This is a genomic window from Poritiphilus flavus (assembly GCF_009901585.1).
Lineage (GTDB): Bacteria > Bacteroidota > Bacteroidia > Flavobacteriales > Flavobacteriaceae > Poritiphilus > Poritiphilus flavus.
The window spans coordinates 136537-160278 of sequence record NZ_WXYO01000008.1 but is presented as its reverse complement, the minus strand read 5'-3'; the positions used below and the strand labels follow the sequence as shown (position 1 = coordinate 160278).

Below are 23742 nucleotides of genomic sequence, written 5' to 3'. Positions count from 1 at the left end.
CAAATATAAGAAATTTGCTAAGGGAGGTCAGAAAAGAACCAGAACTTAATACTTTGACAATAAAAGATCATCGGCTATGGCTTTTATGGAGACGGTACTTTGTGGCGAGCAATTCCCGTTCCTTGAGCCCGGTGAAACTCTTTCAGCTTCGATGACCGATAGGATTGGTTTTTATACGTTATTGTGCCAGTTTTATCCCAATTCAAAGGTGGTTATTCCATATATTTTATCCAGGGCTATTTCCGGAGGTTTCCCACAGTACATTCTGGCACATTCAAAAACATATTTAGCCTTATATTTCCTTACCAAATCAATTGCTCCGCCATTTACTACCGGAATATCAAGGTATACTGGCTTTCCTTCGGCCGAGTTGAGGCAGGCCTTATATAATTCTTCAGCAATTTCATCATTATCCGTAAATAACGGCCCTATCTTATAACCGGAATTAACTTTTCGGATAACTGCATAACCCCTAACCAAATTACCTACTGAAAATTTGAATGCCTTGCTATCCGGAATAAGCAACCAGTTCTTTAAAAACGCTTTCCTATCATAGCCAAAACATTCTAAATCGTAATCAAGTAATGTTTCAAAATCTTCGGTTTCTATGACTGATATGGCAGTACTAACAGCCATTTTTTGACCGACCCGCTCATATCTTTCATCCCGAAAGGCAATGTTAAAGCCCCCTTTTTCGTAAAAAGACTGCATGTCTACCACACCATCCATACCGATAGCTGCTCCATCTTCAAGCCTGCCAAGGAGCTGATCCCTTCTTAAATACCAGAGTTTTTTTACCAATGCCCTGGCCTCGGAAATCAGGACGAACAATAAATAATCCCATAAATCCGAACTGACCATTATAGGAGACTATAGCACCTCCCGCAATTAACTCGTTCTCCTGAAAAAATCCATAATAGCCATCCGGGTCCGCCTTCCAAAAAACCTCAAAATCATTTTCACCAGGATTCCATCCTTCAGCCTTAGCCCATCCGACCAAAGTCTCCAAACCACTCTTGTTTAGCTTTTTTAATTCTAAGCTTTCTATATTTATCAACTATTCCGCGTTTTATTGATATTACCGCTCAAGGCCTACAAGCTGTTATACGGAGGTAAGATACATTATAAAACCGCAAGGATTAAAAGGGTGTAAAAGACAATTTTTTAGATAGCCATTTTCAATGAGACCGTCGTGCCAGCAGATAGCTCGCTCTCCACATGCAGTTTGGCCCCGGCTATTTTGCTGCGTTCCAGGATGGTTCGCATGCCCAGACTGGCACTGTCGCGAATTTTCTCCTTGAAGCTAAAGCCTTTCCCGTTGTCTTTCACCACTATTTCTATCGTACCGGCCTTTCTTTCTATGTCTACCGATACCGACCTGGCCTCTGAATGCTTCACGATATTGTTCAATAGCTCTTGCATGATCCGGTAGAGTTGCAGAGATTTCTCATCATTAAGTAGGTCATCCACATCTTCAATGCTATGGGTAAAAAAGATGTCTGTGTTGGCATCCACCTCATCGATGATCGCCCTCACAGCCGCAGAGAATCCCAACTTCTCCAGGGTGGCCGGATGCAGGTAGCGGGAAACGCTTCGCAGTTCCTCCAGGGTATCCATCGCCAGGGATTTTACTGCTGCATCCTCGCCGGACTTTGACCTTTTGGCCAACAGCATCAGCTTTTGCCCTACCCCATCGTGCAGTTCTCTGGCCACACGGGTACGCTCCTCCTCCTGACCCTTGATCAGGTTCCTGGAGAAGCGGGCCTGAGCCTGCTGTTTCCTTTTGGTGGCATTCTGTACCCATACCAGGTAAAGGATCGTAAGCACAGCCAGTATCCCCAAACCACCAAAAGTGATCCACATGTTCTGCGCCCGGTTCCTGGCGTTTAACAGTGCGATCTCCGACTTCTGGGATACGATCTCCGAATCCTTCTTCTCCGCCTCGTAAAGGGCCTGGTAATAGGAAAAACCGTTCGCCTTCTGGACGCTTTCTATGGAATCCTTTATTTTGTGATGGGCTCTGAGATGTTCATGCGACCTGCCCAAATCCCCCAAGCTATCGTAAACCTTGGCCAGGAAGCCATGGGCCATATAGATCCCCTCGTAGAATTGAGTGTTCCGGACATTGGCATATTCCCGCTCCCCCAAGGTGGCCGCGCTACTGAAATTGCCCTTTGCAAATTCATAATGCGCCATGGCCAGGTTGTATTCATCCACTTCAAAGAAGTCCTCGTTCTTTCTCCGCTCATCCAACTCTTTCTTGACCGCCTCAGCCTTGTCCAGTACCCCGTTTTCGGCATAGGCGCTCAGCTGGGCCACCAATACCTGCAGTTCGTGATACACATAATCCGTTTTGAAAGCATACACCCGGGTGGAGTCAAGGAATCGGATCCGTTCTTTCTGGCTACCATTGAGCATCTCGTCAAAGGCCTGATTAAAAAACTGACTATTTAGTACTTCATTTTTGTTCTTTTCGCTTACATATCCCCTGGCCTCTTCTATGATCTCCAAACGCATTTTTTTGGCCTCCTCCTGCAGCCCGTTCTGGGAGTATAGGATCGCCAGTGTCGTTTTTGGACGCCATGCCCATTCAGGATCGCTCTCCAATAAAATTTGATAGGCTTCCTGCAGTGCTGAGGCTGCCCCCTGGAAATCGCCCATAAAAGCAAGCACCTGGCCTATGAAATTTTTAGTAACGCCCATTTGGGTCCGGTCATTGGCCTGTGCCGCATAGGCATAAGCCTTCTCAAAACTATCCACAGACTTTTTAAGACGGTTGAGCATTTTATAGTTCCTACCGGCTTCTGTATACATACCGCTCAACTCTAAAAAATGTTGATCGTCAGGAACCTTACCCATTAAGTCGTTGAAAAGGTCTAAGGCCTGCTCAGGGTTTCCCAATTCCTGCATGATATATTGAGTCAGGGAGATAGCGTGTTCCAGGGCCAATCGCGTGGAGTCTCGCTTCAGGGCGTAATCAATCGTGCTCCTGGCGATGGAATCGTACCCAAAATCAGTCCTGTCTTCAACCAATGTGGCGAGACTGTCCATCCACATCAGGCGTTCACCCGATTCGGAGCTATGGATCTTTTGTTTTAGGGATTGGACAGAGCTTGTCAGATCCACCTCCTGCGCCGAAAGGGACAGGGTGAACAGACACAAAAAAAAAGAGCAAATTACTTTCATGACCTGGGGAAGTCTTGAGAAGTCAAATATAAGAAATTTGCTAAGGGAGGTTAGAAAAGAACCAGGACTTAATACTTTGACAATAAAAGATCATTGGCTATGGCTTTTATGGAGACGGTACTTTGTGGCGAGCAATTCCCGTTCCCGAAATTCATCTTCCATCACCCTTTTTATTAAATTTAGTCTCATATAGAAAAAGCATTATCGAAAAGCCTTTAAGCCTGATCACAAAATGGAACAACTCATCAAAAGCCTTACCGAACTGGAAAAACTAAAAACCGTTGAACGCGGTCTCAATGTGGGCAACAGGAAAGAGAGCAGCGCCGAGCATTCCTGGAGTTGTATGCTTATTGCAGATGTAGTCCTGGACTATATGGAGGAACCGCTGGACAGGCTTAAAGTTTTTGAATATCTACTGTATCACGATGTTGTGGAAGTATATGCCGGAGACGCCAAATTCAACAATCCGGAGGAGATGAAACTGAAACAGGAAAAGGAAGAAAAGGCGATCCAAAAGATCACTTCCTTTCTTCCTAATGCCGGCAGATTTGAAAAAATACTACACGAATACGAAAATCGGGAAACCAGGGAATCCGAATTTGCCAAAGCTGTAGATTGTATTGACTCCTGCATCCGGAATCTGAACGACAGCAATGCTTCCAAAGAGGATGGATTTACCGAAGACCTCATACGGCAGAAATACCATCCTCATGTTTCCAAATTCCAATTTACTCTCGAGCTGTTTGAGAATTTAATGCGGCAACTAATTGCATTGGAAAAAGTATGAAAAGTGAGTATTCCAGAAGGTTATACATCATTTACAGAGCGAGCTTTTAGGGTTTTCACTTCATTGGTCAATATTAACCCAATAAATAAGGTTACTATTGCCATAGACAAATAGGCAATAAGAACCTCAAAATTCAGATGTTTTACGATCAGGGCTGTAAAGGCCCAAACGACCACCAGTGCGTAGGCGGTATCCCGGTATTTCCAAAAAGTTGCCGCTGCGATCAAAGCGGCTACAGAAAGAATAAGCAAGGACCAGGAAACCTCAGAGATCCCGAACCCCTGCCATTGATAGAATTTCAAGGCCGTACTAACATTGAGGGCGGTTGCCAGGGTTATCCAGCCGAAATACAGACTAAACCCGATACGCTCAAACCAGAAATTCACTTTTGCTCCATTTGACTTAAGTTTTAAGAGCAGACCATTTATCTTAAATAGCGAAATCAGCATGAAAACGATAAGTAGTAAAGTTCCGATTTGCCAATCATAGGATGCAAAAACCAGCCACAGGCCATTGGCTATTACATTAAAGGAATACCAAACCCGGATCTCATTCCAGGATTTATCTGCTTCCTGCTTCTTAAGTAATTGAAAGATTGGAAACGCGATTAAAAATAGATAAATCGGAGCCCAAATGGTAAAGGCATAAGCCTCGGGTACTACCAGGGGAGCCCCATAACTACCGGCTTCTCCAACAGGATTAAAACCTATTATACCCGTAGATGTTAAAAGGTATAGGGTTACAAATACAAACATGGAACCCATTGAAAGATAAAGTGATTGTTTGCGTGACATGAGAAAAAAGTTTTAAGGTTAACCAGGGATTACTAGAATAATTATTTTTGTTTTGAATCAAATATAATATGATTTCGTATTTATTTACTACGTTTTCGTACTTTTGTGAATAATTTAAGATTTCAAATGCCTAAATATGAAGCATAATCTTTCGTATCAGCCCTTGATATTAAACTGGGAAAACTATCTGCAGTCTACCCGGGACCCCAGTCTTAGGGACTTCGCAAAGTATTTGTTGTTAAGCGATACAAAGACCTCATCAGATGCTTTCACAGGTCAAGAACCGGGTGATGAGGCATCGGCCGAAACGCGACCAAATCAGGAAAGCGCTCCGTATCTTACCGCAGAAGCGGCAGAACTGATTTTCAGGCTAAACAAATTCATACGGATCTATGGAAAACCTGTGTTGCAGGATGTTGGATTGAATTCTATGGATGAATTCGTCATTTTGGCCTTCCTTCTGGAAAATAGAGAAAGCCCCAAAAAGGAAATTATTGGCGAAAACCTTATTGAATTCACTACAGGCATGGATATGTTGAAACGCATGATCAAAACCGGCTTGCTGAGCGAGAGGATCAATCCTGCAGATAAACGCCAAAAAATAATATCCCTGAGCCAAAAAGGACAGGAAGTACTGTTTTTGATTTTGGAAAGATTCAAAAATATAACGGATGTCCTGGGAGATTTGGAGATAAAGGAAAGAGAAATACTGTTGAATACGCTAAAACGACTCAACAGCTTTCATACCTCCTTGCTAAGGAGTTAATTTCGTCATAACTGCGCTTAATTTCATCCCGATTCCTATGCAAAAAGAAATTCCATACGGAATAATTACCGATAGGTTAGTTATCCGCTGTTACCGCCCGGCAGACGCCGAATTACTTTTAGAAGCCATAACCAACAGCCTGGATAATCTAAAGAAATGGATGCCTTGGGCAAAGACGGAACCCAGTAGTCTGGAAGCCAAAAAAGAGTTGCTCCAAAAATTCGAACTGGACTTTCTCAAAAATATCGATTACAATTTTGGACTGTTTAACAGAAAGCAGGATGTTTTCATAGGATCAGCCGGATTACATACCAGGATCGCTCCAAATGCCAGGGAAATTGGGTATTGGATCAACTCAGCTTACCTCAATCAAGGCTATGCCACGGAATGCACTCATGCATTGATCAAAGTTGGATTTGAGTACCATGAGATAGACCATATTGAAATCCACTGCGACCCCAACAATGCAGCGAGCCAACAAATCCCAAAAAAACTCAGCTTTGAATTGGCTGAGATCCTCAAAAACCACAGTACCACTCCTGAGGGCAAGCCCAGGGATACCATGATCTGGAAGTTGACGCACGAACGCTACCAGGAAACATCGGACTCCTACCCGGAAATTGAGGTGTTTTATAAGGAAGATTTAAAAGGAAACTAGTAAGCAATACAGTTGATAGCTTAGGCGCCAATTGAATATCTCATCAACCTAATAGCCATACCTTTCCTACCAAATGTTAACAGCCTTATAATTCATGCCGTTTCCTCTTGGGAATGTTTTACATTTAGATCCCCCCAATGGAATACGAGGTCAATTCCCTGTATTTCTTAAACGTAGAACCCGTAATTCATCATCAAAAAATCCACAATGAAACAAATCACTATCCTGATCCTGGCTATTGTTGGCCTTCTTGGTTTTTCTGTCCAAGCGCAAACACAAAAAGATTCCCTGGAGATTAAACAAGTAGCCCTGGATTATATCGAATCTCAACATAATGCCAAACCGGAACAGTTTGAACGTGCCGCCCATCCCAGAATGGTAAAACGCACTTTTTGGACGGACAAAAAAACCGGAAAGGAGTACTTAAGGGAAACCTTTGCGGATGCTATGATATTGCTCGCGGAAACGTACAACAAAGATGGTGACCGTTTTCCCGAGAATCCTAAAAAAGAAGTAATCATTCTGGATATTTTTGATAAAACCGCTTCGGTAAAACTCGTTGCAGACGATTGGATCGATTACATGCATATTGTAAAACTGAATGGAAAATGGCAATTGGTGAATGTGCTCTGGCAATTCAACGATTCCGAAAGCCATTAAGAGAGCCTTTTACAACTAAGAAAAGACATCATCACAATGACCAACAAGGAAAACAAGACTTCCAAGGCCGGGTTTATAAGCTTAAAAACTGTCATAAGAACAAAAGACTTTGAGGCTTCCAAAGCCTTCTACACCCAAATTCTAAAGCTGGAAACAGTCCAGGAATATGACGACGGCGACGGGTCCAGGGGAGTTATTCTTCGATTAGGGCCTCCGGGCAGCAATGCCTTCCTGGAGATCTCCGAAATATCCGATCAGCACAGCTATTATCAGGCAGCGTTCAGCCAAAGTTTTGAAGATGATAAGACGGATATCCAAATAAGCACAGATGATGTAAATTACTGGGCGGAATTATTAAAGGAAAAATGGAGCGCCAAAGGTCCGGTCTTAAGGCCCTGGGGCTCTTACTACCTCTATCTGAGAGATCCGGATGGGCTACAGATCATAATTTACCAGGAAAAGAAAGTTTAAGTCCAAGATTAGGTTTAAGTTTAAGGATGGTTATTTAGAAGGGTAAACCGCTTAAAGAATGACAAAGAAAAACAGTGTATTTATTGCTAGCAGTATAGACGGCTATATCGCGGATAAAAACGGTGGACTAGACTGGCTCCATGCCATTCCCAACCCGGAGCGTGACGATATGGGCTACCTGGCATTCAACAAAGACATTGATGCCCTGGTGATGGGGCGAAGCACCTTTGAGACCGTTCTGGCGTTCGATATGGATTGGCCCTATACCAAACCAGTATTCGTGCTGAGCCATTCCCTAAAAGAGATCCCTGAAGCGTATCAGGGCAAGGCCTTTTTGGTAAAAGGTACTTTAACCGAAATTCTGGAACATATCCATAAACAAGGGTACTACAAACTCTATATTGACGGAGGAATCACCATAAGCAACTTCCTTAAGGAGGATCTGATCCACGAGATGATCATCACAACAATCCCGATTGTTTTAGGAGGAGGATTCCGACTGTTTTCCGAATTTCCGGACCGGCTGGAATTTGAACTGGTTTCCTCCAAAACCTTCTTGGGACAGATCACCCAGAATCATTACAAACGAAAAAGCTAAAAAACGAAGTCTAATCTATAAGCTGCTGGCCAAACAACGAAATGGAAATCGAAATAAGAAAAGCTACTTTAGAAAGTGGTCCGGAACTTTTAGAACTGTACACCAAGGTGGCTGGAATTTCTGATGGTATTATCAGAAATGAAAATGAGATCACCAAAGTTTTTATTGAAGATCTTTTGGGGAAGTCCATAGGCAACGGGCTCATCCTTACCGCCTTAATAGAGAGCAAGATCGTTGGAGAGATCCATGCATACACCCCGGATATATTTGCCTTTCAACATATACTGACAGACCTGACCATAGTGGTAGATCCGGCCCATCAGGGAAAGGGGATTGGAAGAAAGCTATTTGAAGTATTCCTGAATAAGGTAAGTTCTGAACTTACGCACATCAAAAGAATTGAGCTTTACACCCGGGAGTACAATAAGCGGAATGTGAAGTTTTACGAGAGCCTTGGTTTTATTAATGAAGGGCGGCAAAAAGACAAGATCTTCGTTTCCGCTTCCGAGTTTGAAACACCTTTGCATATGGCCTGGTTTAATTCGAATTACGGAAGGAAATCATAGATTTCCAATGGATCAATGGATTAATGTAGTAATGGATTAATGTAACAATTTGAGAATTTAAAAAAGTAAAATCGTAAAATCGAGGAATTGTGAAATTGACTGCCAACTGATTCATCCTCCGAAGCTTTAGCGAAGGAGGGCTGTCTACTGAAACAGGGTCTAAACCCCACTCCAAGCTTAAGTTAAGCCTAAAAGCTGCAATTTAAAAGCAGAAAAGCTATACCATAATTTGAAGATTTGTCAATTTGAAAATGTGATCGTGTATCAATGATCTGAGATTCTAAAAATCTTATAGTCTAGCGATCCAACAATCTAATGATCTAATGTAACAATGTGAGAATTTGAAAATGTAAAATCGTAAAATCGAGGAATTGTGAAATGGCTCGTGACTGGTGACTGATAACTGCCTACTGAAACTGGGGTCCAAACCCCACCCCAAATTCAAGTTATGCCTCGAGGCTGCAATTTAAAAGCAGAAAAGCTATAACATAATTTGAAGATTTGTCAATTTGAAAATGTGATCGTGTATCAATGATCTGAGATTCTAAAAATCCAGCAATGTCTAACCTTACGTCTGCCGTCAAAAGGAATTCTCTTTCAGGTAGGAGTCTAGTTAGAGAATATACCGTCTTAAATCAGAAAGCTTAAATGAAAGCACAAAAAATATACAATTCAATATCAGAATTCTTCCATTCGATCAACCTGGAAATTGAGCAGGACTTTGATTTTACCATTCACAGCCTGGACAGGCTTCACGGAGACAAGGCCATTTCATCGCCCTTTTTCAGGACCAATTATGTAGCCTTCCTGATCATTGAGTCTGGCAAAGGTCATTATACCATAGACGAACATTGGTTTGAGCTTAAACCCATGTCGTTTTATTTTACACTTCCCGGACATTTAAAATCATTTACAATTGAAGAAAACTGGAAAGGATATATGCTAACCTTTTCCCTGGAGTTTTTAAAATCGAATTACCCGGGCAGTGTGGAACAAGACTTTCCATTCCTGTTAAAGGAAACGGTACCGGTAATGTATCTTCAAGACCAGGATTATGCCCGGATCAATAGACTATGTGAAGTTTTTATCCAGGAGTACAACGGCAATTCCGCCTTTAAAAAGCGTATCCTTGCCAATCAGCTGGTTACTTTTCTGTTTCAAACCAAGGAATTACTACTGTCACATCAGGCCACCATCTCCATGGAAAACCGGCCTGCCGAAATTGTAAAATCCTTTCAGCTCGCGCTTAATAAAAACCTTTTGGATATCACCAGGGGCAAAGCGGAATTTATCTGGAATGTACAGGACTACGCCAACAAACTCAATATGCATCCCAATTACCTGAGTAGCAGTGTGAAATCTCAAACAGGTAAAACCGCAAAACAGTGGATTGACGAACGTATCATATCTGAAGCTAAATCCCTCTTAAAGAATACGGATATGTCCGTTTCAGAAATCGCGTACAGCCTTACCTATGAGGATAGTTCGAATTTTTCGAGGTTTTTCAAGAAAAAAACAGGACTTACTCCGGCAAATTATCGCAATTCTTAGAAATTGACTGTCAGACCTTCAAAACTGACCTAAAACCAGCTCCCATTTTACTCAACCTTTGCAGTGTAGTTAAAAAAATAATTCACTCAAAATTTTAGTAAAATGGAAACTTTAAATCAAACATTAAACGGAAAAGTAGCAATTGTAACAGGAGCATCTAAAAATCTGGGTGCCGAAACCGCAACGTATTTAGGAAGCATTGGAGCCAATGTAATCGTACATCATTTTAGTGATAGCAGTAGAGAAGAAGCCCAAGGCGTAGCAGAAAAAATCAAAGCTTCAGGCAACGACGCAAAAGTGGTGCAGGCAGACCTTAGAAAGGTATCTGAGATCAAACGCCTATTCGATGAAGCTGAAAACAGCTTCGGAAAAGTAGACATTCTGGTAAATACAGCCGGAACCATGCTCAAAAAGCCAGCTGCAGAAGTTTCGGAAGATGAGTATGACCAAATGTTCAGCATACATACGAAATCTGCATTCTTCCTGTTGAGCGAAGCCGCCAAAAGACTGCAAGACGGTGGACGAATCGTAAACATTTCCACTACCCTTACATCCGTAACAACAGGCCTTTACTCAGTGTATGCAGGGGCAAAAGCGGCTTCCGAGCAGTTTGTCAAAATGATCGCCAAAGAGATCGGTTCCAGAGGGATCACAGTAAATTCAATTGCACCTGGTCCCCTGAACACTTCATTCTTCTACCCTGTAGAAAACGATCACTCCATTGATTATCTCAAGCATATGTCTGTTCAGAACAGGCTTGGAGAGATCTCCGATGTCTTGCCAATGGTTAAGTTTTTAACCAGTCCGGATGCCGGTTGGGTAACTGCCCAAACCATCAGGGTAAACGGTGGAATGTTCTAAAATTCACTTCAATTAATACATAACCAAAGGCAGGATGAACGTCCTGCCTTTAAAAAACTATAAAATGATACCCACAGCAATAAACCTAGCAAAACTGAGTAAAGCACCTTTTTTTAGTACGCTCTCTCAAGAACAACTAGAACAGGTAGCACAGGAAGCACAGGAGTATTCCTTTGATGCAGGAGAAATCATCAGGAGCACCGATGAGACCAACAATCCATTTTGGATTCTTTTGTACGGAAGCTGGTCCATGAAGCGATATTTGAACTCTACCCAAAAGCCTGTGGTATATGAAACAGGTAGACTGGGTTCCTGGCACGGCGGGATCTCGTTAATCGATACCATTGCAACTGCCGAGATAAAAGCTACTTCCCATAGTTATATCATGCGGGTCCCTCAGGACTTAATGGCAAAGTGGATTAGGGATGGATTCCCGATTCAAGAGCATTTGCTAAAAGGGATTGCTTTTGGCGGTAAGCTTTTATTAGATCATTTCTATTCAAAAAAATGACTTTGGCGGGGCGTGAAAAAGGTTCTGTTTATAATGGGATAAACCGAATGCTATTTCGACAAACCCCCCGGATGGGAATCCTGGTCAAATCTCCTAATAATTAACAAACAATTTACCATGAGATCAACCTTCAGGTATTAAAAGTTTTATACTTTTCCTGGAAAAGAAAATGATTGAAATTAAAGACAAGAAAATTGTAATTGTAGGGGCTTCATCTGGAATCGGGCGGGAGTTAGCTAAGATCTGTGCCGGAAAAGGGGCGATTATCTATTTGGTAAGCCGAACTGAAAGCAAACTACTGGAATTGCAACAGGAATTGGGTGAAAAATCTTTTGTTCAGCCGATGGACATGCTAGATGAAACGGCTGTAAACGAAACTTTCAGGCAAATTGGTGAATTTGATTATATGGCATTGACCGCCGTGGCAGATGAGACCAAATTGTTTTCTCCAATAAAATCTATGCCTACGGAAATAGCCCACAGAGGAATGGAAAAGTTTTGGGGAACTTTCAATTGCTGCAGAGCCGCGGCAAATTATATCTCAAAAGAAGGCGCCATGGTACTTACCTCTAGTATAGCCATTTATAAACCATCTAAAAACGCTTCAATTATGAATGCTGCAAGTGCGGCGGTAGGAGTGTTTGCAAAGGCCCTGGCCCTTGAGATAGCCCCAACACGAGTGAGTGTCGTTGCACCAGGTGTTGTTGGCACTGGAGTTTGGACACAAGAAGAAACAGAAAACTACAAGGAATGGGCTAAGAAAACCTTACCGGTAGAACATCTGGGCACTCCGCAGGAACTTGCTTATGCCTATTATTCTATACTTACGAATCCATATATGACCGGTAGCATAACCAATGTTGATGGCGGTCTAACCTTGATCTAAAATGAGAGAACAGCGTGTTTTGATATTAGGCGGCACAGGTGGAATGGGTCTGGCAACAGCAAAAACACTTAGTGCAAATAATTTTGAAGTAGTAATTGCGGGCAGAAACAAAGAAAAGTTAATTTCAGCATCAAAAGCTTTGGGAGATCATAGTTCCTTTTCGGTTTTTGATGCTTCCAACGAGTCAGAATTAAAAAGCGCACTTATCCAGCATAGAGGGGTGGACCACATAATTGTAGCAATATCTGCAAACGCCAATGCGAGGGGCATAAATAACACCCTTGAGATGGAAGCCAGAAAGGCATTTGAAAGATTCTGGACCAGTTATAACGTACTACATCTTGCCCCGGAATATATGAATCGGAATGGTTCAGTAACTTTACTCTCAGGAAGTAGCGCCAAAACACCTTTAAGGGGTTACGGAGTATGGGGCACCTTGCATGGAAGCATAAATGCTTTAGTTAAACAGGCAGCAATAGACATAGCCCCAATAAGGGTAAATGCGGTTTCTCCTGGTGGTATAGGAATAAATACCGACAGACAACTAACAGAACACAAGGGACAGGTAGAGGATATTGCCGATATGATTTATGCCGTAATTAAGAACCCGGCGGTAACGGCCACCATAATTGATGTGGATGGTGGAGAAAGATTAGGAACCTGGAATGGATAGAAATTACGGATCCTTTATGTCATTTACCCATAGCACCTAACTCATTAGATTGAAACTCATATGGACTATCAAACCTACCCGCCTCATCCGGACTTAGCATCGCTAATCAGTTGTTACTGGACTTTGGAGGTGCCTGCGGACAACGACTCACAAAGACAGCGGATAGTACCAGACGGCTGTATTGAAATGGCTTTTATACTGGGGGATGACATTAAGCGATATACCACTGGTGATGAATTTATCCTTCAACCCCGGGCCATGGTACTGGGGCAGACCATTGAGCCCTTTTATATCCAGCCTGCGGGTTATGTCTACACTTTTGCCATCCGCTTTTACCCATATGGCTTTGCCAATTTTGTATCTGTACCTATCAAAAGTCTCGCGAACAAAGAAACCGCTATATCGACCCTATTCGAAGAGCATTCCGCAAATGAGCTGGAAAAGGCAATGATTCAGGCCACAGACGTGCACCAACGTATAGCCATTATTGAGGAATTCCTTTTGCAAAGACTCAACGACCAAAAAACCATAGACCAGATTGTGCAAAGCACAGTAGATACCCTGATCCAGACCAAAGGAAATGCCCCAATTAAAAGTATACTGAAAGAAGACCCATCTAAAAGAAGGCAACTGGAGCGGATGTTTGCAAAACAAATCGGAGTAAGCCCAAAACAACTTGCTAAGGTAATACGGCTGCAATCTGCCCTAAAATTATTACTTAACGATGAGCCTGAAAGCCTAACCAATATTGCCTACGAAAGTGAGTACTACGATCAGGCTCATTTTATAAAAGACTTTAAGGAATTTACAGGCAGCAGCCCCGGGGAGTTTTTGGGTAACGAAAAACTGGCCCTTTCTACCCTATTCTACAAATAAAAGTCTGACTGTCGCATTTTTACAATTCCCAGGCTATCAGAGCTAATAACTTTGACATATCATCACATCTGATATATGAAAAGTATAAGATTAGGCATAGTTGTCGTTCTGGTTTTTAGCTTCTTTAACTCATACGGCCAAAGCCAAGAGCCTTCCAAAACACCGCCACAAAGCGCCAAAAAAATGAACAGTTTTATTGCAATTTTTGAGATTCCCGCCACAGACGTAGCCAGGGCCATTAAATTTTATCAGACAATTTTAGACCTTAAGATCGAGAAATTTGAAATGCCCGGATTGGAAATGGGCATTTTTCCGTACGAAGATCAAATGGTTACCGGAGTGATCACCAAAGCGGAAGGCTACCTGCCCTCAGCGGATGGGGTAACCGTCTATTTAAACGCCGGAGATGATCTGCAACCCATTCTCGATAAGGTAGCACAAAATGGTGGACAAGTCCTGGTCCCCAAAACCCCCCACGCGGATGACAGCGGCCATTTTGCCCTTTTTCTGGATACCGAGGGGAATAAGCTGGGGTTGCATTCAGCCAATTAGTGAGGCAAGAGTGAGTGATTGCAATGAATCAATGTAATAATGTATCAATGTGAAAATTTGAAAATGGAATTATGAATTAATGATCTGAAATTCTAAAAATCTTATAGTCTAGCGATCCAACAATCTAATGATCTAATGTAACAATGCGAGAATTTGAAAATGTAAAATTGTAAAATTGAGGAATTGTGAAATTGACTGCCAACTGATTCATCCTCCGAAGCTTTGGCGAAGGAGGGCTGTCTACTGAAACTGGGGTCTAAACCCCACCCCAAGTTTAAGTTAAGCCTCAAAGCCGCAATTTAATAGCAGAAAGGCTATATTATGATTTGAAGATTTGAAAATGTAAAATCGTGAAATCGAGGAATTGTGAAATTGACTGCCAACTGATTTCATCCTCCGAAGCTCCAGCGAAGGAGGGCTGTCTACTGAAACTGGGGTCTAAACCCCACCCCAAGCTTAAGTTAAGCCTAAAAGCTGCAATTTAAAAGCAGAAAAGCTATACCATAATTTGAAGATTTGTCAATTTGAAAATGTCGCTATTGTCCAAAAGTCTAAACATCAAATTATCCAAGCTGTCTAGCCGTCTAACCCATCCAACCTTCCAACCAATCCAAGAATCCAACAATCCAACCTCCCAGCTATAGTCAATAGTATCAGTTTTTGCTAACTTCGTTATGCACGTTACAGGAACCCAAACCAGTAGGGTTTTCCGCATGCAACTACCCAATCGTAATAACAATGATGAGAAGTATATTTTTAGTTTTGGTATTTACACTATCACTACTAAGCTGCAACACGGCTCCTGTTAAAAGGCAGCAGCAAGTTGAGGTAGCCCGGCAGATGGGCGAGTTCGAGAAAATAGATGCGCTCTGGCTAATTTGGCCTGCTACAGATCATAAAAAAGGTGAATCCGTAAAAGAAGTTAGTATGAGGATCATTGATGAACTTCGTTCAGATCTGAAAATCGTAATAAGCTGCGCAGACGAAGAGGCACTGGTTGAGGCCAAAGCTGTCTTGGGAAAAAAATATACGAACCTGGATAATCTAAGCTTTCAACTCATCCCATCCGTTGAATTGTGGGCAAGGGATATGGGACCTGTTTTTGTGGAAACTGAAGATGGAAAACACGCTATTGCCGACTTTAATTTTAATTCCTGGGGGTACTCAGATACTTTAGACCTTAGCAGTAAGATCGAAGAAAAGTTTGATGAAAGGGTGGCAGAATTACTCGATTTGCCCATTGTTTCCAGTACTATGATTAGCGAGGGTGGCAATCGGGAACTCAATGGCAAGGGAACTTTACTGGTCACGGAAGTTGTTGAAATGGGTCGGAATCCGGAAATGACCAAAGTTCAAATGGAAAAGGAATACGAGCGCTTACTGGGTGTTAAGAAGGTGATATGGTTAAAAAATGGACTGCAAGAGGACCAGCATACATTTCTTGGCCCTTTGACCACAGTGGATTCTACCAAAGCCTATACTGTGGTTACCACAAACGGTCATGTGGATGAATTTGCCCGGTTTGTCAATGATTCCACCGTTCTCCTCGCAAGTATAGACACTACAGAATTGGAAGACCCAATCGCTCGTGAAAATCATTTACGAATGGAAGAAAACTTTGCAATACTATCTAAAAGTAATGACCAGGATGGCAATCCGCTGAACATTGTAAGGCTACCATTGCCTCAAACCATCCTAACCACCATGAGTCCGGGGGACTATGTCTATGATTATATCAAAACCCTGGAGTACCGCGACGGTAGTCATTTTCCCGACGGAGACACTATTACGGTGGTGGCCCCGGCCAGCTACTTGAATTTTATTATTACCAACAAGGTAGTTCTCGGTCAAAAATATTGGCGGGAAGGCATGCCTGATAAGATCAAAATGCAGGACAATGAGGCAAAGCGGATTCTTGAGGAAGTATTCCCCAACAGAAAAGTAGTGATGTTGGACGCCCTGGCAGTGAATTTGGGAGGTGGAGGATTGCACTGCATTAGTATGCACCAACCTGTTCTAAACACAAATTGAACGAGCAAGGTCAGATAGTGTAAAGTTTAAAATTACAATGAGATAATTTATCAATGAATCAATGTAATAATGAAGCAATTAGTCAATTCGAAACTTTGGCAATTTGAAGATTTGAGGATTTGTAAATTTGAAAATGTCTTAGTTGTCCAAGAGTCTAAAAATCTAAAATATCTAACCTTCTAAAAGTTCCCATGTAACAATATATCAATCTGGCAATGTGAAAATTTGAAAATGCATCAATGGTCCAAAAATCTAGCGATCTAAAGATCCAACTAACCCAAGAGTCTAAATATCCAACAACCCCAATGAGAATCATATCCATAAGAGAAAACCCAGAGTATAAAGACATCGCGATACGTTATTTTCAGGAGCATTGGAAAAGCGTATGGCCTGTGATATACGAGGACAGCATCAACCACAGTATCCATGCGCGGAATAACCTGCCTCAGTGGTATTTGCTGGAAAAAGAGGATGAGATCATCGGTTGCGCAGGCCTGATTACGAACGATTTTATCAGTCGGGGTGATCTGTACCCCTGGATCTGTGGCCTGTTTATCGCTGAGAACCATCGTGGCCATGAGTACAGTACGCTCCTAATAGATCGGGCAAAAAAGGATTCCAAAAAATTTAGATACCAGTATTTGTATTTGTGTACCGAACATGTCGGCTTTTATGAAAAATACGGTTTTCAATATGTTGGACAGGGTTATCACCCCTGGGAAGAGGCGTCCAGGATATACGAGATTGAGTTGTAGTTGAATTAAACTTCCAATGGCCAAACCGCATATAGCAGTATGAAACCCATCGATATAACGTGTGAAGATGGCATGGTCATTAAAGGTGACCATTTCCCCGCCCAGGCCGATAAGCAAAAACACAAAGTAGTCATTATCAATTCGGCTACTGCTGTAAGTCGGGGGCTTTATATGAATTATGCCCGCTATCTGGCGGCCAATGGTTTTGAGGTGATCACTTATGACTATAGAGGAATTGCGGATTCAAGGCCAGACAAGCTTAGAGGATTCCACGCTTCTTTTACAGCCTGGGGACAACTGGATTTTACAGCCGTCTTAGCCTATGCCAAAACCCGTTTACCAGACCATAAGATATTGATTATGGGACATAGCATTGGAGGAACCATAGTTGGTATGTCAGAAAAATGTAGCATAATCAGCGGCATTATCAACATTGGGGCACAAACCTCCTATTACAAAGACTGGGACAAAGATCGCTACAGGTTATACTTTTTATGGCATATATTATTCCCTGCCGTAACACAGGTTTACGGGTACTTTCCCGGTAAGAAACTGGGACTCTTAGAAGATATCCCAAAGGGTATTATAGCCCAGTGGAATGCGAGAAAAAAGGACCCGAATATGGTCCATCAAATGGAAAATGAAGGGAACCAATTGTTTTTTGACCGTTTCCAGGGGAAGCTTTTAACACTGGCCATAGAAGACGATGTTATTGGTACAGAAAAAGCCATTCAACGCGTCTATGAGCTGTTTACATCGGCCAGTACGGCAATCAAACACATCAGCCCCGATGCAATTGGAGCCAAAAAAATAGGTCACTTCGGATTTTTTAGCAGAAGGTTTAAACATAGTTTATGGGAACAGACTGCTGATTGGTACGAAAAAGTGTAAATTACTACTGTAGATAGGCCTAAAGGCGTAATCTCTTCGAAATGATTTGCTTTTTACGGTAAGCATAAATTGAAAAAATTATTTCCAAATGGAACCAAACCGGCAACTTAATAACTTTCTGGAACCCTATGACAAGGAAATTCAAAAGTTGACCCTGCAATTACGGGATTACATCACAGGGCTGGTTCCTGAGGCAAACGAACTGATCTGGGACAACTACAATGCCGTGGCCATCGCTTATTCCAAATCGGAAAAGCTAAAGGATGCCTTTTGCCATTTGGCAGTATATTCCGGACATGTGAATTTTGGGTTTAACCGGGGAGCAGAGCTTACTAAAACAGATATTAAGCTGAAGGGAACGGGAAAGTTGATACGGCATATTTCTGTAAAGGAATTTGATACCTTCCCCAAACAGGAAATTGAAAAAATGATATGGGAAGCGGTGGGGATCTCAGAGAGCTTAAATACCGAATTGATACAAAGTAACTCCAATCCGAGAAGTATTGTGATGTCTGTTTCAGCTAGGAAAATCAGACCCAAAAAGAAAGACAACTAGAAAAAACGCCCTATTTTAGTGGTCTGTCAGCCCGAAATTAATACTGCAATTATCTTGATGAACTACCTGCAATCCTCATATTATTTTGACTTTGAAAGCGAGCCTGTCCAGAAACTCATATCACCATTTAAAGACAAAACGCTCCCTGAGGCGGATCTGGCCATTGCGATGTATTTATATGTACGAGACCATTGGAAATACGACCCTTACACCATTAGTCTTTCCGAGCAGAATTATCGGGCAAGTACCATAGCACAAAAAACGACCGCTAATTGTGTTGAGAAGTCCATCCTATTGATCACCTGTCTTCGGGCCCTGGGTATCCCCGCGAGATTGCATCTGGGAAAAGTCAAGAATCATATCGCCGTTGAAAGGCTTATCGAAAAATTTGGCTCTAACGAACTTACACCTCACGGAATGGTCAACGTTTATCTGAACGATCAATGGCTTAAAGTATCCCCGGCATTTAACAAATCCCTCTGCAAAAAATTCAATGTTGAGCCCCTGGAATTTGATGGCAAGAACAATTCCTTTCTACAACAATACAATAGCGAAGGAAGCCGGTTCATGGAATATATAGAAGATTACGGACACTTTGAGGACGTTCCACTGGATTTTATGAAACGGAATATTAAGGAGCACTATCCTCATATTTTCGACACCAAAGAGCCTAAGACTGAGTTCAAACTCTAGGGAGGGTTAGATGTTTAGTTTATTGGACTAGTTAGACAGGTTGGATGGTTAGACAGTTTGGATAGTTAGACGGTTAGAGGACCAGATTCTTGGACTATTAGACGGTTGGATTGGTGGACGGTTAGATGATTGGACTGTTGGATGGTTAGACAGGTTGGATAGTTAGACGGCTGGATTCCTGGGCAATTGGTACATTCTCAAATTTTCAAATTATAGTATTTCTGCTTTTAAATTGCAGCTTAGAGGCTTAACTTAAGCTTGGGGTGGGGTTTAGACCCCAGTTTCAGTAGGCAGTAGGCAGTCACCAGTCACGAACCATTTTACAATTCTTCGATTTTACGGTTTTACATTTTCAAATTGACCAATCTTCAAATAATAGTATAGTTTTTCTGCTTTTAAATTACAGCCTCGAGGCATAACTTGAATTTGGGGAGGGGTTTGGAACCCCATTTTCAGTAGGCAGTTGGCAGTCCTCCTTCGCTAAAGCTACGGAGGATGAAATCAGTTGGAGGTAAACTGGTATTCGCGGTGGGCTCTAGGCAGTCCCAAATAATCTTTTGATTACTCCTTTTTACAATTTCACGATTTTACAATTTTACATTTTCAAATCTTCAAATTTTCACTTTACTACATTTCCACATAAGTATATTTCCACACCGGTACATTTCCACATCGGACTATGCCCCCGCCGGTTGATGCAGGTCATTTCGCAAGTTCTTCTTAGTCAGTATGTTTGTTTGCATCATTCATTATGATGGGGAAACAAATCCTTAATTTAAAACAACAACCGATGTCTGGAAAGTACAAAACCTGGTGCACCACTTCAAAATATTTACTGGCGTTCATTATAATATGCGGAGGCTTGCTTATAAGCAGTTGCGATGACCAAGCACGTGGATTTGCATTACCTGCGGGCGACATTGAACAAGGAAAAGCGACCTATAAACGATTAGAATGTAATGCGTGTCACAGTATCCCGGAGATTGAGTGGAAGGGAGGAATCGATAGTCTCCAAATACAACTTGGAGGTGAAGTAAGGACCATGAAAAGCTATGGAGACCTGGTAACTTCAGTTATAAATCCTTCTCACAAAATCGCATCGGGCTATAAAGAAAAAGACGTTACCGAAGAAGGACTTTCAAAGATGAAGAATTACAATGAGGTTATGACCGTTCAGGAACTTGTTGATTTAGTTACGTTTCTTCAATCAGAATATGAAATAAGTCCGCCTTCAACACATTACTCTCCTTATTATTGATTAATTCAGATGAGGAAGGAATACATGAAGTTCAAATTAAATAAATAGCAATGGGAAGAATAGAAGATAATAGAAAGTTCAAGAGAAAAACGGAACAGAAAAATCCCACGAATCCCACGGGAAACACAAATATTGAGACGAACAAATTCGATTTCAACGAAAAGACCATCAAAAAGCAACAGAAGAAGAAGTGATCGTTGGACGGTTAGATGGTTTGGATGGCTAGACCCTTAGATTGTTGGATGTTTGGATGGTTCGACGCTTAGATTGTTGGACTGTTAGACTTCTGGACGATTGGATGGTTAGACGATTAGACTGTTAGATGGTTAGACAACTGGATAGTCTGGATTGGTTAGACGGGCTAGACTATTAGAAGGTTGGACTAACCAATTGCTAAATTGGCACATTGGATCTTTAGACTTTTAGACCGTTGATGTATAATAACATTTTCAAATTTTCAAATTGACCAATCTTCAAATTATAGGATAGCTATTCTGCTTGTAAATTGCAGCCTCGAGGCATAACTTGAATCTGGGGTGGGGTTTGGAACCCCATTTTCAGTAGGCAGTTGGCAGTCCTCCTTCGCTAAAGCTACGGAGGATGAAATCAGTTGGAAGCAAACTGGTATTTGGCAGATGGCAGTTAGCAGTAGGCATTAGGCCGTCCCCAATAATCTTTTGATTACTCCTTTTTACAATTTCTCGATTTTACAATTTTACATTTTCAAAGCATTACATTGATTAATTGCTCAACTGTAACAGTGGAAAAAAGAACTTGTCTTTAGAAAAAAAATAATGAGACATCTTTACCCACTAGCCCTACTTCTTGCAATTATCATATCGTCTTGCCAGCCAAATGAAAAAGAAAAAAACAATTCCGTCAATGGGATCTGGGAATCCATAGGTTCTGGTTGGGTCTTGCAAATTCAGGATAGTGCGGCCTATTCGCTATACGATATCACTTCCATTTCCTGCTTGCCGAATAGAATTGGAGCATTCGAAGAGATCCAGGAGGTCCTGAAAATCAAAAATGATACACTTTCCCTTTTAAAGGGGGTTATGACCTACAATTTTGTTAGGCAAAACACCCTGCCCGAGGTATGTCTTAGCACTCCTGAAGCAGCCAAACAAGATGATCCGCTTTACAACTTTGAAGTCTTCGCGGAGACCGTCAGAGAGCACTATGCCTTCTTTAAACTAAACAACCTACGTTGGGATGAGCTGTATGAACAACAGAAAGACAGGCTGGCAAAGGATCCCACCGATGTAAAGCTATACCTGACCATTGAGGAAATCCTGGAAAAGTTAAACGACAACCACGCCTATCTGGAAGCGACAGAAGACGTATATGAAGCTGTTGATTCTTCTTCCGAAGACTCTAGTGAAACCAATGATGAACAGCTTCCCGAATATGGAGATTTTCAGGTGGCTCAGATGGTTGCAAAACATCATATGCAGGAAGAAATGACTGAAGACTCCTGGCTGATCCAATGGGGAAAATTAAATGAGACCACCGGGTATATACAGCTAAAAGCCATGTGGCTGTATGCCGATCTTGATATCCCCAAAGCCCTTATAGAAAAGCAAGGCTACGTAGATGCCTATGTCACCACATTTCACCAAATGTATGAAGGAGCCTATATTGAAAAAGAAGTTTTTGGGGTTAGAAAGATCATGGATAAGGTTATGGAAGATCTTTCACAAACAACGTCCATGGTCATAGATGTTAGGTTCAACGGTGGAGGACAAGATGCTGTAAATTTTGAAATATTACGTCGGTTCAATCCTGAACGCCGCAAGGTCGTTATGACCAGGTTGAAACACGGTAAAAAGTTCTCACCATTGCAATCCCTTTTTCTTGAGGCCTCACCTAAGGCCTATACCAATCCTGTTTATGTACTCACTTCCCAGCAGACCGGCAGTGCTGCAGAAGCCTTAGCGATCGGAGCTATTTCGCTCCCTCATTTTACAATTATAGGCAGCAATACACAGGGGGCGCTTTCTACGGCTTTGGAAAAAAGCCTGCCTAACGGCTGGGCCTTTTCCATTTCCAATGAAATCTATATGGATAAGGATGGTAATTCTTATGAAAATGTAGGTGTACCACCCGATTATAGACTAAATTATCCTGAGGATAGGCAGGACTTTTTTAGAAGTGTAGTGAACAATTTAGAGAAAGATAAAGCCGATATTTTAGAGGCCATAGAAGCATTGGATAAGTAAGATCCTCTTCAAGGATTTGCAAGTGAAATTAAATTTGTCAAAACTCCAGATATATTATTTGGATAGTGGGTTAGACGGTTAGATTGTTAGACAGTTGGATTATTGGATTTTTGGATGATTAGACAGTTAGATTACTGGACTATTGGATTGTTAGATGGTTAGACAGCTGGACGGTCTGGATTTGTTGGACGGTTAGATTATTGGACTGTTGGATTGATAGATGGTTAGACAGCTGGATGGTCTGGATTGGTCAGACGGTTAGATTACTGTACTATTTGATGATTAGATGGTTAGGCAGGTTGGATAGTTAGACGGGCCAGACTATTAGAATATTAGAAGGTTGGGCTGACCAATGCTACATTGCCAAATCGGTACATTGGATCTTTAGACTTTTAGATCGTTGATGTATAATAACATTTTCAAATTTTTAAATTGACCAATCTTCAAATAATAGTATAGTTTTTCTGCTTTTAAATTGCAGCCTTGAGCCTTAACTTGAATTTGGGATGGGGTTCGGACCCCAGTTTCAGTAGGCAGTCACCAGTCACCAGTCACGAACCATTTTACAATTCCTCGATTTTACGATTTTACATTTTCAAATTATCGGATAGCTTTTCTGCTTGTAAATTGCAGCTTTGAGCCTTAACTTGAATTTGGGGTGGGGATTGGAACCCCTGTTTCAGTAGGCAGTAGGCAATACGCGGTTGGCAGTCCTCCTTCGCTAAAGCTACGGAGGATAAAATCAGTTGGAAGCAAACTGGTATATGGGAGCGCGCATTTGGTAGTAGCCATTAGGCCGACCCAAATAAACTTTTGAATACTCCTTTTTACAATTTCACGATTTTACATTTTCAAATTAGCACATTGGTAGATTGTTACATTAATTTATTGGTAAATTAGAACAGCGTTCTGCAATATTCAACCTTTAAAAGTTTATGCC

General features: G+C 41.7%; 26 protein-coding genes. 22 read left to right on the top strand and 4 right to left on the bottom strand.

All coding sequences use genetic code 11. The features are described 5' to 3' along the window. Window positions 1-192 precede the first annotated feature (192 nt). The 3 genes from GTQ38_RS17890 to GTQ38_RS17885 all read right to left on the bottom strand — a co-directional run bounded on the left by GTQ38_RS17890 (window position 193) and on the right by GTQ38_RS17885 (window position 3186). Window positions 193-801, bottom strand: a complete 609-nt coding sequence (locus GTQ38_RS17890; RefSeq protein WP_238858016.1) for a GNAT family N-acetyltransferase — start codon at window positions 799-801, stop codon at window positions 193-195. After that, complete coding sequence (locus tag GTQ38_RS21045) at window positions 749-1057, bottom strand: GNAT family N-acetyltransferase (protein ID WP_238858015.1); 309 nt, start codon at window positions 1055-1057, stop codon at window positions 749-751. Before GTQ38_RS21045 ends, GTQ38_RS17890 begins: the two co-directional genes overlap by 53 nt. Window positions 1058-1164: 107 nt before the next feature. After that, a complete protein-coding gene (locus GTQ38_RS17885) occupies window positions 1165-3186 on the bottom strand; it encodes a sensor histidine kinase (protein WP_161436938.1) in 2022 nt (673 codons plus the stop codon). 232 nt (window positions 3187-3418) lie between these two features. Here GTQ38_RS17885 and GTQ38_RS17880 point away from each other — a divergent pair, with 232 nt between their 5' ends. After that, complete coding sequence (locus GTQ38_RS17880) at window positions 3419-3973, top strand: HD domain-containing protein (RefSeq protein WP_161436937.1); 555 nt, start codon at window positions 3419-3421, stop codon at window positions 3971-3973. Between the two features lie 20 nt (window positions 3974-3993). Here GTQ38_RS17880 and GTQ38_RS17875 read toward each other — a convergent pair whose 3' ends face one another. After that, on the bottom strand, window positions 3994-4767 hold the full coding sequence (locus tag GTQ38_RS17875; protein WP_161436936.1) for a hypothetical protein: 774 nt from the start codon (window positions 4765-4767) through the stop codon (window positions 3994-3996). 136 nt (window positions 4768-4903) lie between these two features. Here GTQ38_RS17875 and GTQ38_RS17870 point away from each other — a divergent pair, with 136 nt between their 5' ends. From GTQ38_RS17870 to GTQ38_RS17775, 21 genes are all read left to right on the top strand, one after another. Continuing rightward, on the top strand, window positions 4904-5533 hold the full coding sequence (locus tag GTQ38_RS17870; protein WP_161436935.1) for a MarR family winged helix-turn-helix transcriptional regulator: 630 nt from the start codon (window positions 4904-4906) through the stop codon (window positions 5531-5533). 37 nt (window positions 5534-5570) lie between these two features. Then, a complete protein-coding gene (locus tag GTQ38_RS17865) occupies window positions 5571-6191 on the top strand; it encodes a GNAT family N-acetyltransferase (RefSeq protein ID WP_161436934.1) in 621 nt (206 codons plus the stop codon). Window positions 6192-6398: 207 nt separating this feature from the next. After that, on the top strand, window positions 6399-6851 hold the full coding sequence (locus GTQ38_RS17860; RefSeq protein WP_161436933.1) for a nuclear transport factor 2 family protein: 453 nt from the start codon (window positions 6399-6401) through the stop codon (window positions 6849-6851). 36 nt (window positions 6852-6887) lie between these two features. Next, a complete protein-coding gene (locus GTQ38_RS17855) occupies window positions 6888-7322 on the top strand; it encodes a VOC family protein (protein ID WP_161436932.1) in 435 nt (144 codons plus the stop codon). Between the two features lie 58 nt (window positions 7323-7380). Next, window positions 7381-7920 (top strand): dihydrofolate reductase family protein, encoded by a 540-nt coding sequence (locus GTQ38_RS17850; protein WP_161436931.1) that lies wholly within the window; start codon window positions 7381-7383, stop codon window positions 7918-7920. A gap of 41 nt (window positions 7921-7961) precedes the next feature. After that, complete coding sequence (locus tag GTQ38_RS17845; RefSeq protein WP_161436930.1) at window positions 7962-8486, top strand: GNAT family N-acetyltransferase; 525 nt, start codon at window positions 7962-7964, stop codon at window positions 8484-8486. Between the two features lie 648 nt (window positions 8487-9134). Further along, window positions 9135-10037: a helix-turn-helix domain-containing protein gene (locus GTQ38_RS17840; protein ID WP_161436929.1), complete on the top strand. Its 903-nt coding sequence runs from the start codon at window positions 9135-9137 to the stop codon at window positions 10035-10037. A 102-nt stretch (window positions 10038-10139) separates the two neighbouring features. Next, window positions 10140-10898, top strand: a complete 759-nt coding sequence (locus tag GTQ38_RS17835; RefSeq protein ID WP_161436928.1) for an SDR family oxidoreductase — start codon at window positions 10140-10142, stop codon at window positions 10896-10898. 64 nt (window positions 10899-10962) lie between these two features. Further along, window positions 10963-11409 carry a cyclic nucleotide-binding domain-containing protein gene (locus GTQ38_RS17830; protein WP_161436927.1) on the top strand — a complete coding sequence of 149 codons (447 nt, stop codon included), beginning with the start codon at window positions 10963-10965 and terminating at the stop codon, window positions 11407-11409. A gap of 169 nt (window positions 11410-11578) precedes the next feature. After that, window positions 11579-12295, top strand: coding sequence for an SDR family oxidoreductase (locus GTQ38_RS17825; protein ID WP_238858014.1), 717 nt, complete (start codon window positions 11579-11581; stop codon window positions 12293-12295). Between the two features lies 1 nt (window position 12296). Continuing rightward, window positions 12297-12968 (top strand): SDR family oxidoreductase, encoded by a 672-nt coding sequence (locus GTQ38_RS17820; protein ID WP_161436926.1) that lies wholly within the window; start codon window positions 12297-12299, stop codon window positions 12966-12968. A 60-nt stretch (window positions 12969-13028) separates the two neighbouring features. Further along, window positions 13029-13844: an AraC family transcriptional regulator gene (locus GTQ38_RS17815; RefSeq protein WP_161436925.1), complete on the top strand. Its 816-nt coding sequence runs from the start codon at window positions 13029-13031 to the stop codon at window positions 13842-13844. Window positions 13845-14027: 183 nt separating this feature from the next. Continuing rightward, a complete protein-coding gene (locus GTQ38_RS17810; protein ID WP_161436924.1) occupies window positions 14028-14396 on the top strand; it encodes a VOC family protein in 369 nt (122 codons plus the stop codon). Between the two features lie 738 nt (window positions 14397-15134). Next, the gene (locus GTQ38_RS17805; protein WP_161436923.1) at window positions 15135-16427 is read left to right on the top strand and encodes an agmatine deiminase family protein; all 1293 of its coding nucleotides are present in this window, start codon (window positions 15135-15137) and stop codon (window positions 16425-16427) included. A 305-nt stretch (window positions 16428-16732) separates the two neighbouring features. Next, window positions 16733-17182, top strand: a complete 450-nt coding sequence (locus GTQ38_RS17800; protein ID WP_161436922.1) for a GNAT family N-acetyltransferase — start codon at window positions 16733-16735, stop codon at window positions 17180-17182. Window positions 17183-17221: 39 nt separating this feature from the next. Beyond that, on the top strand, window positions 17222-18073 hold the full coding sequence (locus GTQ38_RS17795) for an alpha/beta hydrolase family protein (protein ID WP_161436921.1): 852 nt from the start codon (window positions 17222-17224) through the stop codon (window positions 18071-18073). 88 nt (window positions 18074-18161) lie between these two features. Further along, window positions 18162-18629: a DUF1801 domain-containing protein gene (locus GTQ38_RS17790; protein ID WP_161436920.1), complete on the top strand. Its 468-nt coding sequence runs from the start codon at window positions 18162-18164 to the stop codon at window positions 18627-18629. Window positions 18630-18686: 57 nt separating this feature from the next. Further along, entirely contained in the window at window positions 18687-19322 is a 636-nt protein-coding gene (locus tag GTQ38_RS17785; RefSeq protein ID WP_161437174.1) for a transglutaminase-like domain-containing protein, read from the top strand. 790 nt (window positions 19323-20112) lie between these two features. Continuing rightward, window positions 20113-20580, top strand: coding sequence for a cytochrome C (locus tag GTQ38_RS17780; RefSeq protein ID WP_161436919.1), 468 nt, complete (start codon window positions 20113-20115; stop codon window positions 20578-20580). A 50-nt stretch (window positions 20581-20630) separates the two neighbouring features. Further along, on the top strand, window positions 20631-20774 hold the full coding sequence (locus GTQ38_RS21040; RefSeq protein ID WP_238858013.1) for a hypothetical protein: 144 nt from the start codon (window positions 20631-20633) through the stop codon (window positions 20772-20774). 600 nt (window positions 20775-21374) lie between these two features. Beyond that, on the top strand, window positions 21375-22802 hold the full coding sequence (locus GTQ38_RS17775; RefSeq protein WP_161436918.1) for a S41 family peptidase: 1428 nt from the start codon (window positions 21375-21377) through the stop codon (window positions 22800-22802). Window positions 22803-23742 lie beyond the last annotated feature (940 nt).